23 protein-coding genes are annotated in these 25,667 nt (G+C 64.6%); 2 read left to right on the top strand and 21 right to left on the bottom strand.

Features of this window, described 5'->3' with window-relative positions:
* Window positions 1-4: 4 nt before the first annotated feature.
* From R3C13_RS08190 to R3C13_RS08255, 14 genes are all read right to left on the bottom strand, one after another.
* A complete protein-coding gene (locus R3C13_RS08190) occupies window positions 5-400 on the bottom strand; it encodes a GFA family protein (RefSeq protein ID WP_371310323.1) in 396 nt (131 codons plus the stop codon).
* Between the two features lie 10 nt (window positions 401-410).
* Entirely contained in the window at window positions 411-1,859 is a 1,449-nt protein-coding gene (locus R3C13_RS08195) for an amidase (RefSeq protein WP_371310324.1), read from the bottom strand.
* A 56-nt stretch (window positions 1,860-1,915) separates the two neighbouring features.
* Window positions 1,916-2,482 carry a periplasmic heavy metal sensor gene (locus R3C13_RS08200; protein WP_371310325.1) on the bottom strand — a complete coding sequence of 189 codons (567 nt, stop codon included), beginning with the start codon at window positions 2,480-2,482 and terminating at the stop codon, window positions 1,916-1,918.
* Window positions 2,479-2,937: a hypothetical protein gene (locus tag R3C13_RS08205; RefSeq protein WP_371310326.1), complete on the bottom strand. Its 459-nt coding sequence runs from the start codon at window positions 2,935-2,937 to the stop codon at window positions 2,479-2,481. The genes R3C13_RS08200 and R3C13_RS08205 overlap by 4 nt, the downstream gene beginning before the upstream one ends.
* On the bottom strand, window positions 2,934-3,476 hold the full coding sequence (locus tag R3C13_RS08210; protein WP_371310327.1) for an RNA polymerase sigma factor: 543 nt from the start codon (window positions 3,474-3,476) through the stop codon (window positions 2,934-2,936). Before R3C13_RS08210 ends, R3C13_RS08205 begins: the two co-directional genes overlap by 4 nt.
* Before the next feature lie 111 nt (window positions 3,477-3,587).
* Window positions 3,588-4,094 (bottom strand): EF-hand domain-containing protein, encoded by a 507-nt coding sequence (locus tag R3C13_RS08215; RefSeq protein WP_371310328.1) that lies wholly within the window; start codon window positions 4,092-4,094, stop codon window positions 3,588-3,590.
* Window positions 4,095-4,140: 46 nt separating this feature from the next.
* Window positions 4,141-6,864, bottom strand: a complete 2,724-nt coding sequence (locus R3C13_RS08220; RefSeq protein ID WP_371310329.1) for a bifunctional [glutamine synthetase] adenylyltransferase/[glutamine synthetase]-adenylyl-L-tyrosine phosphorylase — start codon at window positions 6,862-6,864, stop codon at window positions 4,141-4,143.
* A gap of 7 nt (window positions 6,865-6,871) precedes the next feature.
* Window positions 6,872-8,272, bottom strand: coding sequence for a sensor histidine kinase (locus R3C13_RS08225; RefSeq protein WP_371310330.1), 1,401 nt, complete (start codon window positions 8,270-8,272; stop codon window positions 6,872-6,874).
* Window positions 8,273-8,305: 33 nt separating this feature from the next.
* A complete protein-coding gene (locus R3C13_RS08230) occupies window positions 8,306-8,980 on the bottom strand; it encodes a response regulator transcription factor (protein WP_371310515.1) in 675 nt (224 codons plus the stop codon).
* A gap of 34 nt (window positions 8,981-9,014) precedes the next feature.
* The gene (locus tag R3C13_RS08235) at window positions 9,015-10,559 is read right to left on the bottom strand and encodes a Do family serine endopeptidase (protein WP_371310331.1); all 1,545 of its coding nucleotides are present in this window, start codon (window positions 10,557-10,559) and stop codon (window positions 9,015-9,017) included.
* A gap of 645 nt (window positions 10,560-11,204) precedes the next feature.
* The gene (locus tag R3C13_RS08240) at window positions 11,205-11,606 is read right to left on the bottom strand and encodes a cytochrome c-type biogenesis protein CcmH (protein ID WP_371310332.1); all 402 of its coding nucleotides are present in this window, start codon (window positions 11,604-11,606) and stop codon (window positions 11,205-11,207) included.
* Entirely contained in the window at window positions 11,603-13,483 is a 1,881-nt protein-coding gene (locus tag R3C13_RS08245) for a heme lyase CcmF/NrfE family subunit (protein WP_371310333.1), read from the bottom strand. Before R3C13_RS08245 ends, R3C13_RS08240 begins: the two co-directional genes overlap by 4 nt.
* Window positions 13,480-13,905: a cytochrome c maturation protein CcmE gene (locus tag R3C13_RS08250; RefSeq protein ID WP_371310334.1), complete on the bottom strand. Its 426-nt coding sequence runs from the start codon at window positions 13,903-13,905 to the stop codon at window positions 13,480-13,482. The genes R3C13_RS08245 and R3C13_RS08250 overlap by 4 nt, the downstream gene beginning before the upstream one ends.
* A 76-nt stretch (window positions 13,906-13,981) precedes the next feature.
* Entirely contained in the window at window positions 13,982-14,563 is a 582-nt protein-coding gene (locus tag R3C13_RS08255; RefSeq protein WP_371310335.1) for a flavodoxin family protein, read from the bottom strand.
* A 178-nt stretch (window positions 14,564-14,741) separates the two neighbouring features.
* Between R3C13_RS08255 and R3C13_RS08260 the strand changes: the two genes are divergently transcribed.
* Entirely contained in the window at window positions 14,742-15,050 is a 309-nt protein-coding gene (locus R3C13_RS08260) for a winged helix-turn-helix transcriptional regulator (protein WP_371310516.1), read from the top strand.
* A gap of 204 nt (window positions 15,051-15,254) precedes the next feature.
* Window positions 15,255-16,991 carry a hypothetical protein gene (locus R3C13_RS08265; RefSeq protein ID WP_371310336.1) on the top strand — a complete coding sequence of 579 codons (1,737 nt, stop codon included), beginning with the start codon at window positions 15,255-15,257 and terminating at the stop codon, window positions 16,989-16,991.
* A 112-nt stretch (window positions 16,992-17,103) separates the two neighbouring features.
* Here R3C13_RS08265 and R3C13_RS08270 read toward each other — a convergent pair whose 3' ends face one another.
* From R3C13_RS08270 to R3C13_RS08300, 7 genes are all read right to left on the bottom strand, one after another.
* Window positions 17,104-17,709, bottom strand: coding sequence for a tetratricopeptide repeat protein (locus R3C13_RS08270; RefSeq protein WP_371310337.1), 606 nt, complete (start codon window positions 17,707-17,709; stop codon window positions 17,104-17,106).
* Window positions 17,706-19,133: an ATP-binding protein gene (locus R3C13_RS08275; protein ID WP_371310338.1), complete on the bottom strand. Its 1,428-nt coding sequence runs from the start codon at window positions 19,131-19,133 to the stop codon at window positions 17,706-17,708. The genes R3C13_RS08270 and R3C13_RS08275 overlap by 4 nt, the downstream gene beginning before the upstream one ends.
* A 24-nt stretch (window positions 19,134-19,157) precedes the next feature.
* The gene (locus R3C13_RS08280) at window positions 19,158-19,841 is read right to left on the bottom strand and encodes a response regulator transcription factor (protein ID WP_371310339.1); all 684 of its coding nucleotides are present in this window, start codon (window positions 19,839-19,841) and stop codon (window positions 19,158-19,160) included.
* Window positions 19,842-19,880: 39 nt separating this feature from the next.
* A complete protein-coding gene (locus tag R3C13_RS08285; protein WP_371310340.1) occupies window positions 19,881-20,195 on the bottom strand; it encodes a PepSY domain-containing protein in 315 nt (104 codons plus the stop codon).
* A gap of 78 nt (window positions 20,196-20,273) precedes the next feature.
* On the bottom strand, window positions 20,274-21,035 hold the full coding sequence (locus tag R3C13_RS08290; protein WP_371310341.1) for a LuxR C-terminal-related transcriptional regulator: 762 nt from the start codon (window positions 21,033-21,035) through the stop codon (window positions 20,274-20,276).
* 99 nt (window positions 21,036-21,134) lie between these two features.
* Window positions 21,135-22,004: a DnaJ C-terminal domain-containing protein gene (locus R3C13_RS08295; RefSeq protein WP_371310342.1), complete on the bottom strand. Its 870-nt coding sequence runs from the start codon at window positions 22,002-22,004 to the stop codon at window positions 21,135-21,137.
* A 34-nt stretch (window positions 22,005-22,038) separates the two neighbouring features.
* Entirely contained in the window at window positions 22,039-25,665 is a 3,627-nt protein-coding gene (locus R3C13_RS08300) for a glycoside hydrolase/phage tail family protein (RefSeq protein WP_371310343.1), read from the bottom strand.
* Window positions 25,666-25,667: the final 2 nt, after the last annotated feature.

Below are 25,667 nucleotides of genomic sequence, written 5' to 3' on the forward strand. Positions count from 1 at the left end.
GTGCCTAGTCCTGCGACTTGTGCGCCAGAGCGCCGGCGTTCTGTTCCCAGTTCTGCCCGTCGAATTTGTTGACCGTCACATTGAGCGTGTCCCACCCTTCAATGCAGCGCCAAGTTACGGCATAGCCGTCGGGGTTGGACCGTGGGATGTAGAAGCTCTTGATCCCACAGGTCTTGCAGAAGAGGTGCCGGGCGCGGCGGGAATTGAACGTGTATTCTGTCAGATTATCCGCCCCCTGAAGGAGGCGGAACCGGCTCGACGGGACGATGACGTGGATGTTGCCGCTCATCGCGCAGATGGAGCAGTTGCAGTCTTCGACCTCGAAGGCATCCGGAAGATCCACTTCGAAGCGCACGGCGCCGCAATGGCATCCGCCCTGATGCGTGGTGAAATGGCTCATCCTGTTCCCCTCAGCCGACCCAGACCGGCGGGCGGCGCTGAGCCCATGGTTTCGCCTGTTCGAGTTGCCCGGCCAGCCGGAACAGAAGGCTCTCATCGCCATAGCGCGCCCCGAACATCATGCCGATCGGCAGGCCACACGGCGCTTCGTCCGTCGGCTCCGTCCAGTGCAACGGGACGGACATCGCAGGCGCGCCGGTCTGGTTGAAGATGGGGCAATGCGAGCCGAAGCCCGAAATCGCTTTCCCCATGGCTTCGCCGTCCTGAGTCAGCGCCATGGTTCCCAGCTTGTCAGGCGCGCGGTGCGTGACGGGCGACAGTGTCAGGTCGAACCCGTCATCGTCGAGGAACTGTTCGAAGGTGATTGCTGCCGCATTGAAGAGGCCGTTTGCGCGGGCCAGTTCGACCATCGGCACCGTGCGGCCAAGGTTCACCATCGAGGCCGTGATCGGCTCCATTTCGTCTTCGCGAACAGCGCGGCCAAGCATGGCAGCGCGATCGTCGAAGGCCGCAGTAATATGCGCGGAAATCGCCAGCAGAGCGTACTTCGAGAGTTCCGCACCGTTCAGCTGCGGGCCCGCCTCGACCACTTCGTGGCCAAGGTCTTCCAGAAGTTTCGCCGTCGCCAGAAGGCCGGTTTCCGCATCGGCGTCGGGCATCGTCCCGTTCGGCGCCTGGCGCCACAGCGCGATGCGCAGCTTGCCGGGATCGGTGGTGACATCCTTGAGATAGGTCTGGCCCGGCTCCGGCGCCACATAACGGCTGCCGGTTTCGCGGCCATGGCAGGCGTCCAGCAAGGCGGCGCTGTCGCGCACGCTGCGGCTGACGGCGTGAACCGTCGACATGCCGATCCAGCCTTCCGTGCGGCCCGGCCCCATGGGCACGCGGCCGCGCGACGGTTTCATGCCGAAGAGGCCTGTGCAGGATGCCGGTATCCGGATCGAGCCGCCGCCATCGCTCGCCTGCGCAAGGGGCAGCACACCGGCGGCAACGGCGGCGCTCGCCCCGCCGGATGACCCGCCCGAGGTTCGGGTCACATCCCATGGATTGCACGTCTGGCCGTAGAGCGTGGACTCTGTCGTGGTTGTCAGGCCGTATTCAGGACTGGTCGTCTGACCGAAGAAGACGAGCCCCGCCTTGCGGTAGCGCTCGGCCAGCACAGAATCCCGTTCGGCCTTGTAGCCTTTCCACGCGACCGACCCGTTGGTCAGCGGCGCGCCTTTGACCTCAACCGAAAGATCCTTGGTCACGAAGGGGACACCGGCGAAGCGTCCTTCTTCGAGACCGCCTTCGATCTGGGTCTCGGCAAGGTCCGGGAACAAGGCCGAAAAACAATTCAGCGAGGCCTGAGCGGTTTCCGCCCTCGACAGGGCGGCGGCAAGCAGCTCTTTCGCGCTGACCTGACGGGTACGCACCAGTTCGGCAAGGCCGAGCGCGTCATAATCTGCATAGTCTTTCATGGATCCTCCCTCTGGCGGGCAGTCTGTAACGACAGCGCCGGAAAGGAAAGGGTGTCCTAGTCTTCGTCGCCTTCCCTGACGAACTCATGTTCCTCGATGACATGTTCCATGCGCCCGTCTTCGAGCTTGCGGATGAAGACGCGCTCGCCTTTCCGCATACCCCTGCGCGCGAGGAAATCGCCGGGCCCGCGCGAGACGATGTCGGCCATGTGCAGACGTTCGTCGACCGGCAGGCTGGCGAACTGTTCGACCATCTTTTCATGCGTTGCCGCGTGGACGGCCTCATCCGCCCGGCGCAGGCCCGCGAAGGCCGCACGAACAGCATCGGCATCGTAAGGCTCCTTGCCTAGCGCTTCCGCCAGCGCGGCGCGCGCGGCGACACGCTCCGAGCGCTCACCTTCCGATGCTTCGAATGCCGTGCGCATGACGACGGCAATCTGCCGCCGCTCGTCACCGTCCCGCGACACCCATTCGATACGCGGCGAGCCATCTGGCGGCCCTTGAGGCGGGGGCGGCCGACGCAGCAGCAGGCCGGCAAACAGGCCGACCAACATCATGTTCGCCATCAGCGACAGCACAAGCCAGAAGGGAACCTGGCGGGGTTTGGCTGGCGTTTCGCTCATTCAATCGCCTCGTCTATCAACGGGTAATCATCGAACCCGAAGGCTGCATACATCACCGAATCCGCATCCTCGACCGACGCCGTCGCAACGGCTGCTGGCAGGGATACGTTGACACCAATCACCAGGCCCATGGCCAGCGATGCGAAGGCCCCGGCCGGAAGCCAGTTCGGCAGGCGGCTCAGAAGCCCCCATCGGCCTGCGGCCTGCGTCCGGTCGCGCGGTGCGGCGGCGAGAATGCCCTCCCGCAGCGCGCTGGAAATGGAGGGTTCCGGCAGGCCCGCCAGCATTGAGTCGAGGGATCGCGCCGCTTCAAGCGCAGACGCGAACACGCCCGGCGCTTCGGTCATCCGGCGGCGGGCGGCTTCCTGTTCTACCTCCGGAAAGGCGCGGACATCGGCGCCAAACGCCTCGATCATCTCAAAGATGCGTTCGTCAGAAATGGGATGCCTGATCATGCGACACTCCTTTCCGTCAGCACAGCCCGGAGGCTGCGGCGCGCACGCGCCAGCAGGCTTTCCAGCGCTTCCACGCTTGTTTCCATGATATCCGCCGCCTCGGCCTGACTGTGTCCCTGCAGGGCGCACAGCGTCAAGGCGGCGGCCTGGCGTTCCGGCAAGGCAGCAATCGCCGCCTCGATGGCACGCACGCGTTCGGCCTGCGCCAGTTGTTCCGGCGGCGTCAGCGCGGGATCGGCCATGTCGGGCAGATCGCCCGGCAGCGCTTCCCGGCGCTTGCGAAGATGGTCGTAGCACAGGTTCAGCGCGACACGGTGCAGCCAGGTCGAAAACTTCGCCCGCGGCTCCCAGCCGGGCAGCGCTTTCCAGGCGCGAAGGAATGTTTCCTGTGTCACGTCCTCTGCTTCCATACGGTCGCCCAGCATCCGTGTTGCCAGGCCAATTATCCCCGGCGAATACCGGTCAACGAGCCAAGCGGCGGCAGACGGATCCCCCGCCGCCGCTCGTGTAATCTGGTCAAGTTCCGATGTGAAAGCCACGTAGCGGAGCTTACCCCAGTCAGGACCGAATGCACGAAGTGAATGCTCAGAGGGGTTCGGTAGAGGCGGCGCTCCCCCGCGCACTCGGTCCTGTCCGGAAGAGACAGGGTGCTATTCGGTTTCCGTCTCGTCCGAATTCTTTTCGATCCACTTGTACTTGCGGATTTCCTTGCGCATGCGCGGGCCGTCTTCGAATTCTTCGATGAAGATCATGCCGTCGCCGTCATCGTCGAAGTGCATGAACATGGGGCTCTGGCGGGAGGCGAACTCTTCTTCGCTGATCGTGCCGTTGCCGTCGGTGTCCATCTTCGAGAACATGCGCTGCTGCATTTCGGCACGGCGCTGGGCCTGCATCATTTCATGATGCGCGGTCATTTCTTCCTGCGTCACGGCGCCGTCCTGATTGGCGTCGATTGCAGCAAACATTGCAGCGCGGTGCGCTTTCATCTCTTCTTCGCTGACGGCGCCATCGCCATTGGTATCGAGCGCTGCGGCGCGTTCCTTGGCGAAGAATTCATGGTCGCCATGGCCGCGTTTTCCGCCGCGTTCAGCGGCTGCGGGCAGCGCGAGGGCGACGACCGCGGCGGCGGTGGCGGCGGCGAGGACGATACGTTTCATGGTGAACTCCTGTTTGGGGGCTGATGTGGAGTTCAACGGGCGAGGATTATTTATCCGTCGCAGTGAGGTGCAGTTTTTTTGCGGCGAGGGTGTGGATCGCCGATTTCACGGCCGAGAGCTTCGCTTCCAGGGCTTCAAAATCAGGGGCGCCAACCGCCCGGCAGAGCCGGTCGCGGAGGCCGGCGGGCATGGCTTCGCTGCTGGTTTCCGTGCCGATGGCAAGGCGTTGTACCTGTTGCAAAGACTGCAGGAAGGCGACGCCTTCGCGCAACACATGCTTCTCCTCCGGCGCCAGAGAAACCGCCCCGATCGCCTCCAGCGTGGAGGGCCGGATCACCGCGGCATCCCCGGCCAGCAGCATGGCCTGCTGGACGATGAATTCCGCGTCGACCAATCCCCCTTCGGCGGTCTTCAAGTCCCACAGGCCCTGGCCCGGTTTTTCCCGGTAGAGACGCTGGCGCATGTCGCTGATGTCCTGTTGGATGGACGCGACCGAACTGTGACTTCCGGGGGCGACAGCGTTGACTTCAGACACCGCGCGCGCCGTGATTGCGTTGACCGAAATTGACAAAACGTCCCGGCCCAATTGCTCATCGCCGGCAACCGGGCGCAGGCGCGTCAGCGCCATATGCTCCCAGGTCCACGCTTCCCTCTCCTGATAGGTTTCGAAGGCCGGCAGGCTGACGGCGACGGGCCCGGCCCGGCCCGACGGCCGCAGGCGCATGTCGACTTCATAGAGTTCGCCCTCGGCCGTCGGCGCGGTGAGCGCGGTGATGAGGCGCTGGGTGAAGCGGGTGTACCAGGCCTGCGCCTCCAGCGGGTCGGCATCGTAGATGACGATGATGTCGAGGTCGGAGCCGGCGGTCAGTTCCGATCCGCCGAGCTTGCCCATGGCGAAGACACCCCAGCGGCCGGGCTGGGGCCCGTGGCGTCGTTCGATCTCACGCGCGGCGGCGGCGGACATCTCGCGGATGGTCTCGTCGGCAAGCGCGGTCCAGTGCTGCGCCGCATCCGATGCCGGGATGAGGCCGTGCAGCAGGCGGTGGCCGATGAGGAAGTTCTGTTCGCGATGGTAGCGCCGCCAGAGGTCCAGCGCAGCATCGAAGCTGGTGTCCGGATCGATCTGAGGGCGTGCGGGCGCCTGCCCGCTGACCAGCGCTTCGAGCAGGTCAGGCCGGCGCGACAGGATTTCGGCAAGGCGCGGGGCAAGGGCGAGCGTTGCGACGAGATCGTCCAGAAGGTCCGGCTCCGCCAGCAGCATGGCGAGCGTCTGCACGCCGGAAGAGAGCCCCTCGAAAAAGCGGGAGAACCAGCGGAACGCCTCGTCTGCCTCGCCGGTTTTCCCCATGTCTTCCAGGAGGCGCGGCAGGATGGCGGTGAGCAATTCCCGCCCCCGCGCCGTGCGGGTTGCCGGCACGCGGCCCCGGTGCCAGTTGCGGATGCTGTCGATGGCGGCGCTCGGATTGCTGAAACCGAGGCCGGACAAGGTTTCCACCGTACCCGGATCATCGTCGACGCCGGTGAAGACCAGGTTTCCGAGCGGGCTTTCCCCGGCGGCGCGGTCTTCGAGGGCAAACAGCTTGTCATAGGCGGCCTGCACCAATCGGCGGGTTTCCAGAAGGTCGCGGTCAAAGTCCGCAAGCGAGCCATAGCCGCAGAGGGCGGCGACGTGTTCGCGTTCTGCCGGGTCGGACGGCACGGTGTGCGTCTGCTCGTCGTGGCGCATCTGGATGCGGTGCTCTACCGCGCGCAGCTGGCGGTAAGCTTCCGACAGCTCCACGGCCGTTGCGTCCGCCACAACGTCGCCCGCCCGGAGCGCTTCCATCGCGCCGAGGGTGGAATTGTCCCGCAGTTCCGGGCGGCGGCCGCCGAGGATCAACTGCTGCGTCTGCACGAAGAATTCGATCTCGCGGATGCCGCCGGGGCCGAGCTTGATGTCCGGACCCGGAATATCGAAGGCCTTTGCGCCCGCCTTGGTGTTGATCATCCGCTTGATGGCCTGGATGTCTCCGATGGCCCAGTAGTCCAGGTGGCGGCGCCAGACATAGGGCTCCAGCCGCCTGATGAAATCTTCGCCCGCCGCCCGGTCGCCTGCGCAGGACCGCGCCTTGATCCAGACCATGCGCTCCCAGTTCTGGCCAACGCTCTCGTAGTACAGTTCCGCCATGGCGGTGGAGACGGCGAGCGGCGTGGAGGATGGGTCCGGCCTCAGGCGCAAATCCGTCCGGAAGACATAGCCATCAGCCGTGATCTCATCCAGCAGGCGGACAATGTCGCGTGCCACGCGCTGGGCCGCTTCGCCGGGCGAGCGTTCGCCGCCGTCGAACACATCCGGATCGTAGAAGAGGCAGAAATCGATATCGCTGGAATAGTTAAGCTCGAAGGCGCCCATCTTGCCGAGCGCTATGGCGAATATTCCCTCTCCGGTCAGACCGTAATGCGACAGCGCAACCCGCAAGGCTGCATCGACGCACTCGGATGCGAGTTCGGTCAGCACCAGCGTCACATCCATGACGTCGCGTGTGCCGGACAGGTCTTCGCCCGCCAGAGACAGGTGCGCCGCCTGCTTGGCCTGGCGCAGGACGCGCATCGCGTCGTCATAGGATGGGCCGGGCTGTGGCGGCCGGGCGATAAGACGCGTCGTCTCGATGGCTTCCGGCCAGCCGCCTTCCAGTTCCCGCGCGGCCAGCCGCCGCAGATAGGGTGCGCGCTCCATCGCCGCTTCCAGCGCGGCGGCGGGCGAGTCAGCGATTGGCCTTACCTTCAGCATGCCAACCTCAGGCGCGCGGCAGGCGCAGCGTGGCCTTGAGGCCCGGCGCATCGGGTGGGCCGTTGCCGTCGGCAAGGATCAGCTTGCCGCCATGCAATTCGGCGACCGAGTCGACGAGGGCAAGACCGAGGCCGCTGCCCGGCTGCGTGCGGGCGGAGTCCATGCGCTGGAACCGCTGGACGACGCGGCCGCGCGCTTCCTCAGGCACGCCGGGGCCGGAATCGACCACGGTGAGATCGACCGTACCATCCGGCCCGCGCGCCACGGTGAGGCTGATGGAGCCGCCCTTCGGCGTGTATTTGACCGCATTGTCGAGCAGGTTTGCGAGCGCCTGCCCGATCAGGTCGCGGTCGCCGAGGACCGTGATGTTGCGGCTGATCTGGCTACGGAAGGATTGTGCCTGCTCGTCGCAGGCGGGCTCGAACAGTTCGGCGAGTTCTTCTGCCAGTTCGCTGATATCCATCCGGACGCGCTCGCCTTCCGCGCCAGCTTCGAGGCGGGCAAGGCGCAGAATGGCATTGAAGGTGCCAAGGACGCGATCAACTTCCTGGACTGTTTCCTCGAGCGTCGCTTCGGCGCTTTCCTTCGACATGGGTTCCGACAGCGCGATCTCCAGCCGGTTGCGCAGGCGCGAGAGCGGCGAGCGGAGGTCGTGGGCAATGGCATTGCCGGTATGGCGGGTGGATTCCACCAGCTTCTCGATCTGGTCGAGCATGGCGTTGATGCGCTGGCCGAGGCGGTCGAATTCGTCGCCGGAGCCGCGCACCGGCACGCGGCGGCCAAGCTCGCCGCCCATCACGGCTTCCGCCGTGCGCGCGAGTTCGTCCGCGCGCCGTGCGGCGCCCCGCGAGATGAGCAGGCCACCGAGAAGCGAGAGGGCAAGGCCGATGGGCGCGGCGATAAAGATGGCGCGCTGGATGCGGCCGACGATGGCGGTTTGCTGCTCCGTGTCGAAGGCGACGAGCAATGCGCCGCCATTGTCGCGCAGGCGCACGATGCGGCCCGCCGCCGGGCGCAGGATGACCGTGCCATCGGGCTCCGGCTGTTCGAAGTCGAAATAGACGGTCTGGACGTCCAGCTCCGGATCCCAGGCGGGCATGCGCGGGAAGTGGCCGACAATCTTCCGGCCGGAGGAGTCTTCGAGATAGTAGTAGAAGGTCGAGCCGTTGCGCGTCATCCGTTCAAGAACGGACTGGCTCAGCCGCTCCATGCCGCCGATGAAGTAGGCATTGCCCAACTGCTCGAACTCAAGGTCCATGCGCCGGTCGGCCTCGGTACGGATGTAATAGACCGTCGAATAGTAGAGATAGATCAGCAGCGCCGCCGAGAAAGCCGCGAACATGGCGCTGTAAAGCAGCGCCAGCCTGAACGTGGTTGTACGCAGGAAGGACGGGACGGCAATTTTCATCGCCTGTTAGGTGCCAGCCGTCCGCCCGTCCGTCTAGCCCTGGAGGCGGTAACCGGCGCCCCGCACGGTGTGCAGCAGCGGCTCCTCGAAATCCTTGTCGATCTTGGCGCGCAGGCGCGAGACATGGACGTCGATCACATTGGTCTGCGGGTCGAAATTATAGTCCCAGACCTTTTCGAGCAGCATGGTGCGGGTCACGACCTGGCCGGCATGGCGCATGAGGAATTCCAAGAGGCGGAATTCGCGCGGCTGCAGGTCGATCTTCTGGCCCGCGCGGGTAACCTTGCGGGTGAGCAGGTTCATTTCGAGGTCACCGGCCTTAAGTACGGTGACCGGGGCTTCCTGCACCGGCGTGCGACGGCCGAGGGCCTCGACACGCGCTGCCAGCTCCGCCGGGGCGAAGGGCTTGGCGAGATAGTCCTCGGCACCGGCCTTCAGGCCCTGCACCTTGTTCTGCACGTCGCCGAGCGCCGAGAGGAAGAGGGCGGGCGTGGTGCCGCCGGCATCCCGGAACTCGCGAAGGAGGGTCAGGCCGTCCTTTTCCGGCAGCATCCGGTCGACGACCATGGCGTCGAAATCCTCCGAACGGGCCTTTTCGAGGCCGCGCTGGCCATCGGCCGCCTTGTCGACCGAATGGCCGGCCTCGACGAGCACCTTCTCGATGAAGCTCGCCATCTCGGTATCGTCTTCAATCACCAGAACGCGCATCGCATTTTCCTGAGTTGTCGCTGCCAGCATGGGGTTACTTCGCCTCACTGATGTCAATGGTCCGGTAGTTGGTGATCTGGCCGATGCGGACGGCGACGAGCACTTTCGTGCGGCCGGCCTTTTTCGCCGTGTCGATGACCTTTTCGAGGTCGGCGACCGAATTCACGGGCTGGCTGTTCGCCTCCATGATGACCATGCCCGGCTGAAGGCCGGACTCCTCAATCACGCCGCCGCGGTCGACTTCGGAGATGACGAGCCCGGCTTCATCCGCATCGAGGCCGAGGCGCGTGCGCGCTTCCGCATCCAGCGGCAGGAAGGTCGCGCCGAGCGATTCCATCACCGCACCTTCCGGGGTCTCGTCTTTCTTGTCCGGAGTGGCGGAGGCCGGGATGATCCGTGCGTTCGGGTCTTCGGGACGCTCACCGACCGTGACGTTGATCGTCTGGCGCTTGCCGCCGCGCATGATCTCGAACTTGTTGGCAGTGTTGGCGATCAGCCGGCCGACGAGGCGGGTGGTCGAGGTCGCATCCGACACGCGCGTGCCGTTGACCGACAGGATGATGTCGCCGCGCTGCAGGCCGCCTTTCGCGGCCGGGCTGCCTTCGGTCACATCGGCGATGATCGAGCCGTCATGATCCGGCAGGCCCTGAGCGTCGGCCATGTCTTCCGTCAGGTCCTGGATCGAGACGCCAAGCCAGCCGCGCGAGACGCGGCCATTCTTGATGATCGCCTGCGTCACTTCGCTGGCGAGTTCTGCCGGGATGGCAAAGCCGATACCGACAGAGCCGCCCGTGGGCGACAGGATTTGCGTGTTCACGCCGACCACGTCGCCCTGAAGGTCAAAGGTCGGGCCGCCGGAATTGCCGCGGTTGATGGCGGCGTCGATCTGCAGGAAGTCCGTGTAGGGACTTTCATTGCCAAGCTCGCGGCCATCCGCCGAGAGGATGCCGGCCGTTGCCGTGCCGCCGAGGCCGAACGGGTTGCCGAGCGCGACGACCCAGTCGCCCTTACGCAGGTCATGCGAATTGCCGAAGCGGACGTAAGGATAAGAGCCCTTGTCCTTGACCTTGATGACCGCAAGGTCGGTCTGCTTGTCGGTGCCGACGAGTTCGGCTTCCAGTTCGCGGCCGTCCTTGGTGACAATTTCGATCTGGACGGCGTTCTCGACCACGTGATTGTTGGTGACGATGTAGCCGTCCTGGGAGATGAAGAAGCCGGAGCCCAGCGAGCGCGCCTCTTCCGTGTGCGGCTCGTCGCCCTGATCTTCCTGTTCCTGCCGGCGCTGTTCGAGGAATTCATCGAAACCGGGGAAGCCGCGGAACTGTTCGAAGAATTGTTCGACGTCGCCAAGATTGCCGACTTCACGCTCCGACACGACATTGACGCTGACCACCGCCGGCTCGACCCGCTCGATCAGGTCAGCGAAGGTCATCGGCGCGCCATGAGGCGGTTCGATGGATATGGGCTGGGCGCCCGCCTCCTGATTGACAATCTTGGGCGCGATCGCAAGGGAACCGACAGCTGCTGCCCCGAAGAGCGCTGCTACCAAGGCCTGCCGCGAAATGCCAAGTTTCATCATCAATAATCTCCAACTCGCTGAAAAGACGCCGCTTTGTCCGGTGCACCGAACATAAACATGCCATAGCAATTATGGTCATTAAATGACAGTAAGCCGCGAACACGACCGCGTGTAAATTTCGCCTGCTGCACGAAAAGCGCGGAAGGGGATTTATTGGCTTCTCGCAGTAAGCGCGAACCGCCGGACGCAGGATCCCTGAGTGGGTTGGGTTTTCGTCCGGTGCCACAAAGCACTCTGCACCGCTTCAAAAGCGAATACTCATCTAATCATACCCAAGGGTCCGGACCGGGCAGAATCCTATTGAAATATAACAGTGCATGTTACATACTCAATTCAAGGATTCTGGGGACTGCACAGTGCGCCGCGGCCATTGCTTTTCGAAAGCATTGCCTGAAGTGCGCACCGGCCCTACAAAAAGTTTGCCGGCGCTGCCAAGGCCCACTTTACGGGTCATTCGGTGCCAAACACCACTTCGTGCGGTCCACCCACTGCCAGGGTTCCGTGCGGGGTCCCGATCAGACGTCAAGCATTGTCCCCACCCAGCCTGACGACTATTCCCACGGGGAGCGGTGCCGGCAATCCTTTGCGTTCCCAAACTCCGGAAACACGGGCCAGACACGTTGGCCAGTCATGCGGGGCTGAGGCTCAGACCTCTTCCGACTCGATTTCGGCGCGCACGGCGGCCGGGCGGTTGCGGACCGTTCGCCAGCCGATCAGAAGGCCGGCAAGCAGCAGAAGGAACGGACCGCCCCAGAGCAGGAAGCCGCTGAGGCCCTGGCCCTTCGGCCGGAACAGGACGAACTCGCCGTAGCGGCTCTCGAACCAGTCGCGCACTTCCTGATCGCTTGAGCCTTCGAGGATCATCTCGCGGATGCGGGCACGCATGTCTTCCGCGATCGGTGCGGCCGACTGGGAGACCGGCTCGTTCTCGCAGGCGACGCAGCGCACTTCGCGCATCAGCGCCTGTGCGCGCGCCTCTTCGGCCGGATCCTCCAGCGGAATGTCGGCCGCGAGGGCGATCATCAGAGACAGGATCAGGGCTTTCATCGCTTCACCCTCACAAGGCTGAGCAGGCCGCCGAGGCCGATCAGGATGACGCCGAAATACACGAAATCGATCAGCGGGTTGAAATAGACACGGAACACCCATTTGGTCTGGCCGTCGACGAAGCGCTGTTCGCCAAGTGCGGCGTAGAGATCGCCGGTGCCAGTCTTGTAGATGGCGGTTTCGGTGGTCGGCATACGGGCGGCCGGGTAATAGCGCTTCATCGGCTCCAGTACGGCCTTGGTGCTGCCCTTCACCGCGGTGAGGATCGCCTTGTCGGCATACCAGTTCGGCCCTTCGATGGAGCCGACATCATCCAGTGTAAGGGTCCAGCCGGCCACCTTGCCCGACGCGCCCTCCGACAGGGCGACCGTCGATTCATAGCGCGTCGTGGTTTCAACCACGGCGCCAATGATGAAGAGGCCGATACCCGCATGCGCGAGCGTCATGCCCCAGACGCGCGGCGGCATGCGGAAGATGCGCTGCAGCGTGATGGCCCGGCGCTTCAGTTCCCAGAACGCCCCGCCGATCAGCCAGACGCCCAGCGCGAGGCCGAAGGCTGCGCCGAGGGAGATTTTCCAGATGCCGACGCCGAGGGCGGCGAACACGGCGACGAGTGCCCCGCCGGCGATGGCCCAGCGGGTCCATTGCTTCAGGTCCGCCTTGCCCCAGGCCCAGGCCTGCGCGATCGGCAGGAGGATCAGGAGCAGCGCGAGGATCGGCACGAAGGTCTGGCGGAAATACGGTTCGCCCACGGACATGGTGCGCCCGGTGGCCTCGGCCATGAGTGGGAACAGGGTTCCGAGCAGGACGGTCAAAGCGGCGACAAAGAGGACGATATTGTTGGCCATCAGCGCGCCCTCGCGGCTGACCAGCTGCCAGGGCTTGCTGCCCTTCAGCTGTGGCCCGCGCCAGGCAAAGAGGCCGAGCGCCAGCGCGCCATAGGCGACGAGCCCGATCAGCAGGATCGTCCCGCGCTTCGGATCGACGGCAAAGGCGTGCACCGACGTCAGCACGCCGGAGCGCACGAGGAAGGCACCCATGATGGAGAAGAGGAAGGCGATGACGGCGAGCAGCGCCGTCCAGGCTGCGAAGCTCTCGCGCTTTTCGGTGACGATGACGGAGTGGAGCAGCGCCGCCCCGATCAGCCAGGGCATGAGCGAGGCGTTTTCCACCGGATCCCAGAACCACCAGCCGCCCCATCCAAGCTCGTAATAGGCCCAGTAGGAGCCGAGCGCGATGCCGAGCGTGAGCGGAACAAAGGCGGCGAGAGACCAGCGGCGCGCTTCCTTCGCCCAGACCGAGTCAATGCGTCCTTCGATCATGCCGGCCGCTGCCAGCGCAAAGACAAAGGAATAGCCGACATAGCCGAGGTAGAGCATTGGCGGGTGAAGGGAGAGGGCCGGATCCTGCAACAGCGGGTTAAGGCTGGCGCCCTGGAACGGCGCGGGATCGAGCCGGAGATAGGGCGAAGATGCGAAGAGGAGATAGCAGAGCGCCCCGGCGCTGAGCAGGCCCTGCACGCCGAGGGCATGGGCCTCGAACGTGCTGCGCCCGGTATTCATCAGCGCGGCGGCGGCAGCGCCGAAGCCGAGCGTCACCAGCGCCCAGAGCGCCATCGAGCCCTCATGGTTCCCCCAGGTGCCGGCGATCTTGTAGAGCATCGGCTTCAGCGTGTGGGAATGATTGGCGGCCAGCGCGAGCGAGAAGTCCGACACCGCGAAGGCGTGCACCAGCGTCAGGAAGGAAAAGGCCATGAAGCCGAAACCGGTGACGGCCGCCATGCCCGACCAGCGGCGCAGGCCCCGCAGACCGAAAATCGCCTGCGCCAGCGACGCTGCGAGCGCGAGGAAGGCCGCGAAATGACCGGCTTCGATCATCCGCCGAGCGCCTCGGGCCGCAATTCGCGCGGCTGGTAGTTCTCGTCATGCTTGGCGAGGATCTGGCGGGCGATGAAATCGCCACTCTCGTCGAACGTGCCGATGGCGACGACGCCCTGTCCTTCGCGGAAGAGATCCGGCGCGATGCCGGTGAAGGCGACGCGGATGGAATGGTCGCCGCTGTCGATGACGGAAAACACCATGGTGGCGCCATCGTCGGAATAGGTCAGCGACCCCGGCTCGACCCAACCGCCGACCTTCACTTCGCTACCCGCCTTGGGCAGGCCTCTGTCGGCAAGGATCTGGGGCGTGTAGAAGAGGTTTGCGTTCTGACGGAACGATACGAAGACGATCCCTGCCGCGACCAGCAACAGGACCGCGGCGATGCCAAACATGTAGAGGCGTCGGGTACGGGCGCGCATGCAGCCCTTATAGGGTGCCCCGCGCCGCATGGGGAGTGCGACACGGGGGTCCAATGATGACTTTTGCAGTTGGCGCCTAGGTGGCGGCACCCCAGCGTTTCGCCGCTTTGGCCACGCGCTCGCCCAGCAGCCGGGCCGTATCGAGGTCGCCCTTGCGGGGGGCCTCTTCTGGTGAAGCGTCAGCGGGCGAGATGGCGAGGGCCCCGGCCGATCCGCCGGTCCAGTTCACGTCGTCAGGTCCATGGGCCTTGGTGTTGGCCGGCAACAAGCCAGTGCCGACCCAGACCTGCCCGTGCTGCTGCGCCAGCGTGAAAAAGTAGGTCACGGTCGAGGCCTTGTCGCCGTTGACGGTCGCGGAGTTGGTGAAGCCGGCGGCGATCTTGTCCTTCCAGGCCTGGGTGAACCAGGGTTTGGATGTGGCGTCGGCGAACTTTTTGAACTGCCAGGCCGGCCCGCCCATATAAGTGGGGCTGCCATAGATGATGGCGTCGGCCGAGGCGAGCGCCTCGAACTCGTCCGCCGTGAGGTCGCCTTCCTGGCTGAGACGGTAGACGCTGACATCCGCGCCTTCGACGGAGGCCGCGCCGGCGGCGACGGCTTCGGCCTGTTTCACGGTGTGGCCGTAGCCGGAGAAATAGACGATGGCAACTTTGGTCATGGGGAGCTCCTTTGCATCTGGCTGACGCAGCCTCATCTGGGCCTCTGGTTCCCTTGTAAAAGTAGGTTCCAATTGGTAACTAAAGGAGCGGCCGGTACCTTATGCCGGTAAGACGGAGCAAGCCGTGACGAAATTTTCTTCAGATGCCGCCCATGCCATGGCGCATACGGCCTGCCCGATGGACTCGCTCCTGAAGCTGCTGATGGGCCCGTGGACCACTTATATCCTGTGGGTGCTCAAGAATGACGGTCCGCTGCGCTTCGGTGAGCTGAAGTCACGCATGGCGGGCATCTCGTCCAAAGTGCTGACAGACCGTTTGCGGATGCTTGAAGGCGCGGGCTTGGTGCACCGCGAATACACGCCCTCGATCCCCCCAGCTGTCAGCTACGAGCTGACGCCGCGCGGTCATGAATTGAAAGACGTGCTGCAAGGCCTCAACGCCCTCGCCCTGCGCTGGCATCAGGAAGACATGGGCGTAGAGGCGTAGCCGCCATGCAGGCGCACGCCACGCCGCTGTAGTGCCCAACGGCATCCTGTTCGGATGCCGCGCCCGTTTCTGCTTTTTTGTTCACGGCATGACGCGCTCCTCATGCACCTGCGACATTTGAACAAGGGCCAGGCGCGCCCTGCGTCAGGCCTGTGTCAGCCTCGCCTCTATTTTTGTGCCGCAGACACAAAGTGGAGAGATGAGATGAACAGCTACAAGAGGATCGCCGCCACTTGCCTGCTCGCATTGGGCATCAATGCTTGCGGCGGTAGCGGATCCTCCTCCAGTTCAGCACCGGCACCCACTCCGCCGCCCAATGCTCCGCCCGTCGTGAACGCCGGCCCAGATCAGACGGTTTTTGAAACACGCTTTGTGACGCTGAGCGGATCAGCCAGCGATGTAGACAATCCAGTGACGTTCGGATGGGAACAAATTTCCGGCCCATCCATCGATCTGATTGACGAAGACACACTCGCGCCGAGTTTTGAGACCCCCAGTCTGAGCTCAGACGCAACCGTGATCCTTCGCCTCACCGCGAATGATGGTGTGAACCCTCCTGTCTCCGATGACGTCGCAATCACGATCCGCAATGTCGACACGCTGAACCTCGTTGTGTCGGCGAGCCCGGATGCTCTGCCGCTGCTCATGCTGAAGGGAGAAAATCCCGACCTGCCCATCGCACTCACAATCGTTGCCGGCGAAGGCGAATTGAGCTCGTCGCTGGCCGGAGCGGGCAGTGATGGCATGTTCGCCAGCGTGCTTGCCGGAGCCAATATGTCGGGAACGAATGGAGTTCCAGACCTGGTCCTTGCTTACCCGTTCCGCTGGCGCGGGGATTTCGTGGTCGGGGATGCGAGCTGGACAGATTTCGGCTCGCTCATTGGGCAAGCAATTGCAGCCCCATCGAATTTTCCTTCCGATGTCCGTCTGCTGAATGCTGCGCTGAGGCGCAATGGGCTGACCGCCGGCGTGAATGTGACGATAACGGAATTCGATTCGCTGGATGCGATGACAACCGCGTTCGGCACGGGTGCTGTCGATGGACTCGCCGTTTTCGCGCCGCAGGAGCAAATCCCCCTTGGCGCCTCGCCCGCTGCGTCAGTCCTTGATGTGCAGTCGCCCTTCTCGGGTGCGCTGGCGGTTCCGTCCTACGCGTCTTTCCCAGACGACATGTTGCCGATAGGCGGGCTGGTTGTGAAAGCCGATACGCTTCTGGAGTCCGGCAAGGTGGCGGCGCTTGAACTTGTCCTGCCATACTATTCCGACGCGGCCCTTCGTCTGACGACAAATCCGGATTCTTATGTAGCCAATATCGCCTCGCTTTATGATGCAGAGTTCCCAACCGTGTCCGGCACGCTCGGCGACGGCAGCACCCTGGTCGACAGTGTCACGCAAACGCGCCTGGTCTTCCGCAGCGATCTCGACATGAACACCATTGCGTTCGACCTGGAGGGATTTCTGGTCGAGGTGAACGGAGCAGCCCCGCCCAATTTCATCTCGACACAATTCGGCCCGTATGATTCCGGCCCATCGGCCGCCGTACCCGTCGACGTGGTTGATGCCCTGGCCTTCGCGCTCGCCGACGAGCGCAAGGCGCGTGCGACCTATCTTGCCGTTATCGCGCGTTTCGGCGCAGTGAACCCCTTTGTAAATATCGCCCGCGCCGAGCAGGCACATATAGACTCGCTGCTTGGACTCTATGGCACATATGAGCTGCCCGTTCCGGCCGATGAAACGGTGGTCGATCCGGCCGTCAGCACAGCAACGTTCCAGCAACTTTGCGCAATCGGCGTGCAGGCTGAAATCGACAATATTGCACTCTATGACGATCAACTGCTGCCGATCGTTGCCGGGTACGACGACATAACTGACGTCATGGTTGCACTGCGCAACGCGTCGGAATATGCGCACCTTCCCGCTTTCCAGCGGTGCGCCGGCTGAGGCGGGCGCGTTTGTCCCCATGCATATCGAACCTGTGACGGCGGCGACTATGCCCATGACAATTTTTGGCAACTGCCCTCCGCTGGATCCAAATCCAGCGAAGTGAGTCTGCCTATTGCACCGGCCCCGGCGGGGTCATGTCGCCCTTGCCGATGGTTTCGATCATCGCCTTGAAGCGTTCGCGGCGCGGATCGTCTTCGGGTAGCCGGCTATAGATGTAGCGCATGGCCTGTTCGGCCTTTTCCTGCTCTCCGGCCTGTGCGGCACCCATGGCGGCCCACATGCCGGCGCGCACCTGCGTTTCGTCCAGCTGGTAGGCGCGCGCATAAAGCTGCGTCGCCTGGTTGCCGACGGCGCCGTCTGACAATTCGACCAGCGCATCGGCCAACGCCACGAGTGCGGGCACGAAATTCTCGTCACGGCGCAGGGCCGACTGATAAGCGCGCGCGGCATCCTCCGTGCGGCCCTGAGACCGCATGATTTCGCCTATGAAGAAATGCGGCTGCGGATCGTCGGGCTTTTCGCGGGTGGCAAGTTCGAGCCGCGACAGGGTCTCGGCTTCAGTCAGGGTTTCGGGCGCGGTGCGGATCTTCTCTTCGAGGCCTGCCTGCCGCTTGCTCATCGGTTCGTCGGGCATGCCCGGCTTGCCCATGGCGACATATCCCGCCACGGCGACGGCAAGGCAGCCGCCGATGATTGCCGGATTGATCCATTTCATCGCGTCGGAAACCTCAAGCGTGCGCGCAGGCCCCCACCGGGGGCTGCATCCAGTTCGAGCACGCCCTTATGCAGCTCGGCCAGCTCCGTGACAATCGAAAGACCCAGCCCGGTGCCAGGGGTTGTTTCATCAAGTCGCACCCCGCGCTTGAGGGCGCCTTCGCGCTCGTCCGGCGTCAGGCCCGGCCCGTCATCGTCGACTTCGATGCGCAGCTCGCCTGCACCCTCCGTGATCGTGACGGCGACATCCGCCTTCGCCCATTTGCAGGCATTCTCCATGAGATTGCCCACCATCTCTTCGAGATCCTGCTTCTCGCCGCGGAACGTCGCGCCGTCGCCACCCGAAACCGTTACCTCGATGCCCTTCGCGTCGAACAGCCGATTGAGGAGGCGCGCGAGCCCGTCCAGCACGGGACGCACTTCCGTCCGTGCACCAAGCGCTTCGGCCCGGGCGGCCATCTTTGCGCGCTTCAGGTAATGCTCGACATTCGTCTGCATGGCATCGGCCTGCCGGCGGACCACATCGTCCAGCTGGGTCTCGCCCTTCGCTTCATTCTTCAGGACTGCGATGGGTGTCTTCAGGGCGTGGGCGAGGTTGCCGACATGGGTGCGGGCGCGCTCGACCACTTCCTGGTTGTGGTCGATGAGCAGGTTCAGTTCCTGGGTCAGCGGCTGGACTTCGGAAGGGTAATCGTCCGGCAGTTTGAGACGCGTGCCCTCGCGGATCTCGGCAATGTCGTGGCCGAGTTTCTTCAGCGGCTGGAGCGAATAGCGGATGCCGGCCACCATCGCCGCGAAGACGCCACCGAAGAGCGCGATCATCGTGCCCAGCAGCATGTTGCGGAAGCGCACGGCGGCGGCATCGTTCTGGGCCCTGTCGGCCGCGGCAATCAGGACCAGGGGGGTCTCCCGGTTCTCGATGAGGATGGCCTTGGCCGCTGCATGGACGCGCTGGCCTGCCGGACCGGGCGCGCCGCTGAACTGGGTGACGCCCGGCGCGGCCAGCGCTCTCTTTATGAGTTCAGGCGTTGCCGGAACCGGCTCGTCCCAGAGGCTCTTGGACCGCAGGTCGCCGGTCGGCTCACCTTCCTCGTTCACACCGACAATTGCCCAGTAGAGGCCTGAATACTGGGTCAGGTACCGCGCATCCGACGCGAAGAAGGCGCGGTTGTCGTCGGTCACGCGGCCATCCGGAAGGAAGGCATCGCCCTGCGACATGTCCCGGGTCAGCGTGACCAGGGTCTGGTCGAGATCGTCTTCCAGAAGGGCGAGCGTCTGCGCGCGGTAAAGCGCCGAGAGGGCCAGCGCGCCGCCGACCAGCACGACGAGGCCCCAGACGGCCGCCGCAAGCATGATCCGCCGGGCCAGCGACAGGCGGGTCCAGCGATCCAGGAAGCTCGCAGGTCTGGAAGCAGACTCACTCATGCCCGGCTTTCAGCACGGAGCAGCTCAGCCTGCAATCTGTGCTTCGTTTTCCGGCACGACCAGACGGTAGCCGAGGCCCCGCTCGGTCTGGATCCGGTCCTGGCCGATCTTGCGGCGCAGGCGCCCGATGAACACCTCGATCGTGTTCGAGTCGCGGTCGAAATCCTGATCGTAGATATGTTCGACCAGCTCGGTCCGCGGCACGACGCGGCCCTGATGATGCATCAGGTAAGAAAGAACGCGGTATTCGTGCGCGGTCAGCTTGATCGGTTCGCCATTGATCATGGCGCGCGCGGCGCGGGTATCCACCATCAGCTTTCCCGCCTCGATTGTCGCGGCCGAATGGCCGGCAGCGCGGCGCAGCAGCGCGCGAAGGCGTGCCAGCAGTTCCTCGGTGATGAAAGGCTTGGTGAGATAGTCGTCGGCGCCGGCGTCGAACCCCGCCACCTTCTCGCTCCACGAATCGCGGGCGGTGAGGATCAGCACGGGGAAGGACTTGCCGTCGACCCGCCACTTCTTCAGCACGCTCACCCCGTCCATCTTGGGCAGGCCGAGGTCGAGGATCACCGCATCATAAGGCTCGGTATCGCCGAGGAAGTGGCCGTCCTCGCCATCTGCCGCCAGATCGACGGCATAGCCGGACTGGCCCAGCACATCTGCCAGCTGGCGACGGAGGTCCGCATCATCTTCAACCACGAGAATACGCATGGATCAGCTGCTCCCTGAAAAGCTTATGCTAATGTCGGCTCAGGCGCCGCGCCGGTCAAGGATGCGGCCCGTATTGGCATCGACAACAAAATGCGCCTTGCGGCCGTCGCCGGTCATCCAGTCGATCTCATAGACGGCCGAACCGTCATCACGGCGGTAAAGGTCGGCACCGAGCTGGTAGCCGCCATATTCGCGCTTCAGGGATTCGAAAATCTTGCTGAGCGGGACGGTCTTGCCTTCCTGCACCGATTCGCGCGCCTGGCCGGGCGAAAACTGGTTCATCCAGCCCTGCGCCAGCGCCGCCGGGGCGCCGAGGAGGCCAAATGCCAGAAGAAGGGCAGCAATCCGTTTCATGCCCTGTCGTATAGGGTCGGCGCTCTGAATGTTAAGTGAACGATACCGTTCAGTTTCATTCAGTACTGCGAAAACCGGTCAGGACGGGCCGCCCTTGGGCTGGCGGGCCCGGATTGCGTCGTCGATCTTTGGCTCGGACGCCACCACAAAGCCCCGCGTGACCCCCTTGATGACGGCCGAGGTGCGGTCTGATACGCCGAGCTTGCTGTAGATCCGCCGGGCATAGGTGTCGACGGTTTCGGAGCCGACATTGAGGATCTTGGCAATCGCAGCATTGCTTTTCCCCTGCGCCATCCAGTGCAGCACATCCAGTTCGCGGCTGGACAGGCGCGGGCCGTCGGCGGCTTCCTGAACGATCAGCTCGCAGTAGCGCAGGTATGAGGTCTCTCCCGCGATCCGCAAAAGCTCCATATCGGCCATGTCAAACCCATTCTGGCGGATGGGGCCGCCGAGGCCCACAAAGCCGACCCGTGCCGCCGACCCGTATGCCGGGATGCCGATACCATCCTCAAGGCCCCATTTTGCGAGGCCGGCAATATAGTCCGCCTCCGCTGGCTGGACCTGGGCCTCAGGTGGCAGCGCGCCCCACCGGAAGGGCCGGCCGATCCGGAGCGCAATGTCAGGCAGCGGATCAAGTTTGCGCAGTTCCTCGCGATGGGCTTTCTCCCATTCTGCCGGAAAGCCGATATTGGTGAGGAACCGTCCTTCGTTGCGATCATGCACGATGGGGGACACAAAATAGGCGTGCCGGAAGCCCAGCGCTTCAAAGCCGGCCATCGTGGCATCCCGCAGGGAAAACACGGAGTCCGCCTTCAACATGGCACGCAAAAGGTTCAGCACGGCGTTGCCCTCCGGCGAGGAAGGTAAACGCTTACGGCGCCGCGAGACAAATAAAAAGCCGGTGAACCCCTTATTTCCGGAACGTAAAGCGTCCGCGCATCAGGATTTTTCGGCCCATTTGCGCAGGCCTTCATCCTTCGGATCGTCGAGGACGATTTCAAGCCGCACATAAAGATCGCCCGGCGTCGATGTCTGCACGCCCTTGCCGCGCAGGCGCAGCTGGGTGCCGGTATTGGAACCTGCCGGCACCTTGAGCGCCACATTACCCGACGGCGTGCGCACATCCATGCTGCCGCCTAGCACGGCCGTCTTCAGACCGATCGGCAGCTTCATGCGCAGATTATTGCCGTCGCGCTCCCACAGCTTGCTGGGTTTCACCTCGATCTCGAGCAGCGCATCGCCGGGCGGGCCGCCATAGGGCGATTGCTGTCCCTGGCTTTTCAGGCGCAGGGTCTGCCCCGTATCGATCCCGGCCGGGATGTTGACATCGAGCGCACTGCCGTCCGCCATGGTCATCCGGCGCCGAGCGCCCAGCACGGCATCCTCGAACTCGACGCTGACGCGGTAGCGCACATCGCGGCCCTTCTGCGGGCCCGGCCCGCGCCGACCACGCGAACCGCCGCCAAACATGCCGGACAGAATGTCCTCGAACGGATCGCCCTGGGCGCCGTCGAACGGGCTCTTCCCGGATGAACTCTGCCAGCGAAACCCGCCCGGCCCGGCCCCGCCGGCAAAGCCGGTCGGATTGCCGTCACCGTCAATTTCGCCACGGTCGAACTTCGCCTTCTTCTCGGCGTCGCCCAGAATGTCGTAGGCCGCCGAGACTTTCTTGAACTCCTCGGCTTTCTTCGGGTCGTCCTTGTGCTGGTCCGGGTGCAGCGCCTTCGCCTTGGTGCGATACGCCTTCTTGATCTCGGCCTCGGTGGCCGAGCGGGACACGCCTAGCACGGTGTATGGGTCAAGGGGCACGGGGCCGAATCCTCTGGCGGAATACTCGATCCCGCTACAGGTAAGGCGTCCCGGGCCCGATTGAAACCCATGGGCCCATGCGGCCATCCGCGCCGATTTCGGCCACCAGCGCAGCGATTGCACCACCGGGGATGGCAGCCGTGGCGCCGGTCACTTCCGATGCGGCGGCAAATCCGCCGCCCGTATCGAACGAGACGGCGAACCGGCCGTCATTCGTCCCTTCCGGCAGGGTCCAGCTTTCCGGCAGGTCTGCGCCCCGCCGCATCCAGCTCAGCATTCCCGCTGTCGCTCGCAGGTGACAGATTGGCCAGGGCAGCCCGCCCGCATCCTCGAAGGCGAACGATACGGCTTCATTCGTTCCGGCGGCGCGCCAGGCAAGGTCCAGCCCCGTTTCCCCCGGCAGCACATTGGCAATGGCATCCGATCCATCCAGCAGGAGGACTCGCGCGCCTTCCGCCGCGGGTGCACTGAGGGTTCCCTGCTGGCCCCGCAGAAGACCGGACAAGTGCCATTCCTCCGGCCCGGCCAACTCAGCGACCGCGAACTGAACCAGCTCCCATCCTGCCGAGGTTTCCAGCAGCACTGCGTTCGCACCCGTCAGCACCCTGTCGGCCGGCACGCTGGCAAAAGCCCCGTCCGGTGAGCGGACTTTCAGCACCGTCGCCCTGTCCCACCTTCCGACCGGACCGGCACTGACCGCTTCGGCCAGTGCGCCGGTAACAGCAGGCTGGTCCAGCGTTGCGCGAACTGTCATCGAATCCGCATCGGCGCCAGCAAGGACGCGCACTGTGCCCGGCCATGGATCGGCCCAGGCCGCCACGCGCAGGCCTGAAGCGTCCTGCGGCAGGCGCGGACCGTCGATCAGGACAAGGTCGACACCGCCAAAGACCGCCGCTGGCGGCGGCGAGGTGCCGGTGCTGACGAAGCGGATTTCAGGTACGGCAGCGACTTCTTCCTTCAGGTCGAGCAGGCGCGTGATGCCTTGATCCGTGATGTCGTCCACCCGCCAGCTGCGTCCGCCATCGATCCGCAGCGTGTCGCCGGGCTCGATGGCGAGCCCCGACAGAGGCAGGCGCAGCTGGGCACTTTCGCCGCTCGATGCCTGTTGCAGCAGCCGCCCGGCCAGCGCTTCCGCCTCGATTGCCGTCAATGCCAGCGGCAGCGCGGCATCTGCGACAAGGCACACATCAGCCTCCTCCAGACGCGCCTCGGCGAGTGCCGGGCCGAAATCGGCCCCGGCATCGATATATTGCAGGCGCAGGCGTTGCGGCGCCTTGTCGATCAGCTGGCGTGTACGGATGATACCGTCTTCGGCGACATCTGACGACAAGACATCGTGCACGCCGCCCCGCCCTTCCATTCCGAAGACCATGACGCCGTCGCGTTCGATCAGCCCGAACCCATAGGCCGCCCTCAGCGGCTCCAGTGCGGTGCGTACACTCAGCACGCCATCGATAGCAAAGCCCTGAACCACGCCGGACAGCGCCGACGTATCCACCGCCGTGACACCGCCGCGCGTACAGATGTCCTGAACGACTGCCGCCAGCGGCGCGAGACCGGCCCGGCCGTTCAGCCAATGCCCCCGCGCCCAGTTGCCCCCGTCGCCCCAGACATCCTGCTTCAGCGGCCAGGCCGGAAACGGCCGCCCGTCCCAGGCCCAGACAAAGGCCGCCTCGACAAGTGCGCTCGCCTCCCAATGCGCCAGCGTGACCGCCAATGCCCGGCGTTGGAACACATCGTCCCGCGTGCCAGTGGAATAAGGCGGCAGGGCGCTTTCCGCGCTTTTCGGATCGAAAAACAGGTTCGGCGCATTGCCGCCTTTGTCGACGGCCGCAAAGCCGATTTCGCACAGCCGGATGGGCTTCGATCCCGGCACCCAGCCCGTCGGAGCACCGCTCCGATCACCACCGGGACGCGGATAGTGCTGGTTGCCTGCCCAACCGGCGAGATCCTTCGCGCGAAAGACCCAATGCTCACCATGCGCGCTGTCGACGATCGGTGTACGAACCTGCGCATCCCGGTCGGCCTCGCTGGCATAGTACCAGTCATGGGCTTCGCCGCCGGCAATCTGGAAGGCAAGATAATCGGGATCATCCGGCCCGGCATACCCCGCCTCCGCATCGAGGTGGTCCGTGCCGCCCCGCCAGTCGCCCATGGGCGGATACCAGTCTATGCCGACAAAATCCAAATTCTCGCTCGCCCAGAGCGCATCCAACGGGAACAGGACGTCCCCGCTGCCATCGCCCGGCACATAGGCGCCATATTCGGTCCAGTCTGCCGCGTAGGAAACGCCGGCCGCCGGGAGGATCGCCTTCACCTCCGCAGCAAGGCTTATCAGGGCCTCGACAAACGGAAACGCACCCGCCTCATCCCGTACCCGGCTTAGCCCCACCATTTCGCTGCCGATCAGGAAGGCTTCGACCCCGCCCGCTTCGGCGCAGAGCGATGCATAATGCAGGATGAACCGCCGGAATCCATTTGTGCCGTACACGAACGCGTCGATTTCGGTGCGCGCCGCTGCCGTTCCATCGGCAGTCACGCCGATGCGCCCCCGCCAGGGCAGTCCCTCGCAATCCATGAACAGGAAGGGCGAGAATGTCACCGCGATGCCGCGCGCTTTCAGCTCCGCGATCGCCTGCATCACGCAAGTGTCCGACGGCGTGCCGCCATAGACCGGCCGCGCGTCCTCGTCCTGCGAGACGAGCCAGGCGGTATCCCTGCCGAGGCCCGCCACCTGCCAGGCTTGTGGCACCGTGACCCGCTCCCGCGTTTCCACGCCCGGCCGGATCGCACACGCGCCGGCCTGCACATCCGTCCCGAACCAGCCGACCACAAGCGCTGCGGCGTCCACCGCCGGCAGGTCGGCTTCCATCTGGTCGAGTGACACAAGGAAATCCGCGCGCGCCTCGCCAGAATTTGCGTTCAGGGGGCGTTCCCGCCCCGCCCAGAACCGTTCGCGTACAATTTCCGTCGCATACACGAACTCACCCGACGCCGGGATGATGTTCACCCCTCGCACATGCGTTGCCAATCCATCAGCCTCCGCACCCGGCGGCACACGGACGACTTCAAAATTCAGCTGCGGAATACGGTTACCGAACACATCCAGCGGCAGGTCTTCAAACACGATATAGGCCATGCCACGATAGGCCGGCGCCGCGCCTTCAATCATCTCGATCAGCGGATCGGCCGCCTGTGCCGCATCGCCCCGGTAGAGCCGCCACGTCACCGCGGACAGATCGAACGCCTCTCCATTCGCCCAGGCCCGCTGCACCGCCATCACCGGGCCTTCTCCGAGCGCCACGGCAAGGCTTACCGTATAGGCATATTCGGTGACGCGAGGCCCGCCCTTGGACCCGGCCGACCGGGTCGTCTTGTGTTCGCGGAAGCGCGACGCCCATATCACCTGTCCAGCCACACGCATCCGCCCATAGACGGATGGAATACCCACGCCTTCACGCGATTCCATGACCTGCAGCGCTTTGATCCGCGGCCCCTCAACCGGCGGCGTCAGCCTCGCGTCGATCGCGCTTCCCAGGATGGATCCGGCCGCCCGCCCCAGCGCGGCGCCCGACAGCTGCGCCCCCAGAACCGACAGGCTTTGCGGCAACACGGCGCGCCCCAGCGCCGCGCCCGCTTCCGACAGAATGATTTGTGCCAAGA

This window comes from Hyphomonas sp. (genome assembly GCF_041398385.1).
Classification (GTDB): domain Bacteria; phylum Pseudomonadota; class Alphaproteobacteria; order Caulobacterales; family Hyphomonadaceae; genus Hyphomonas.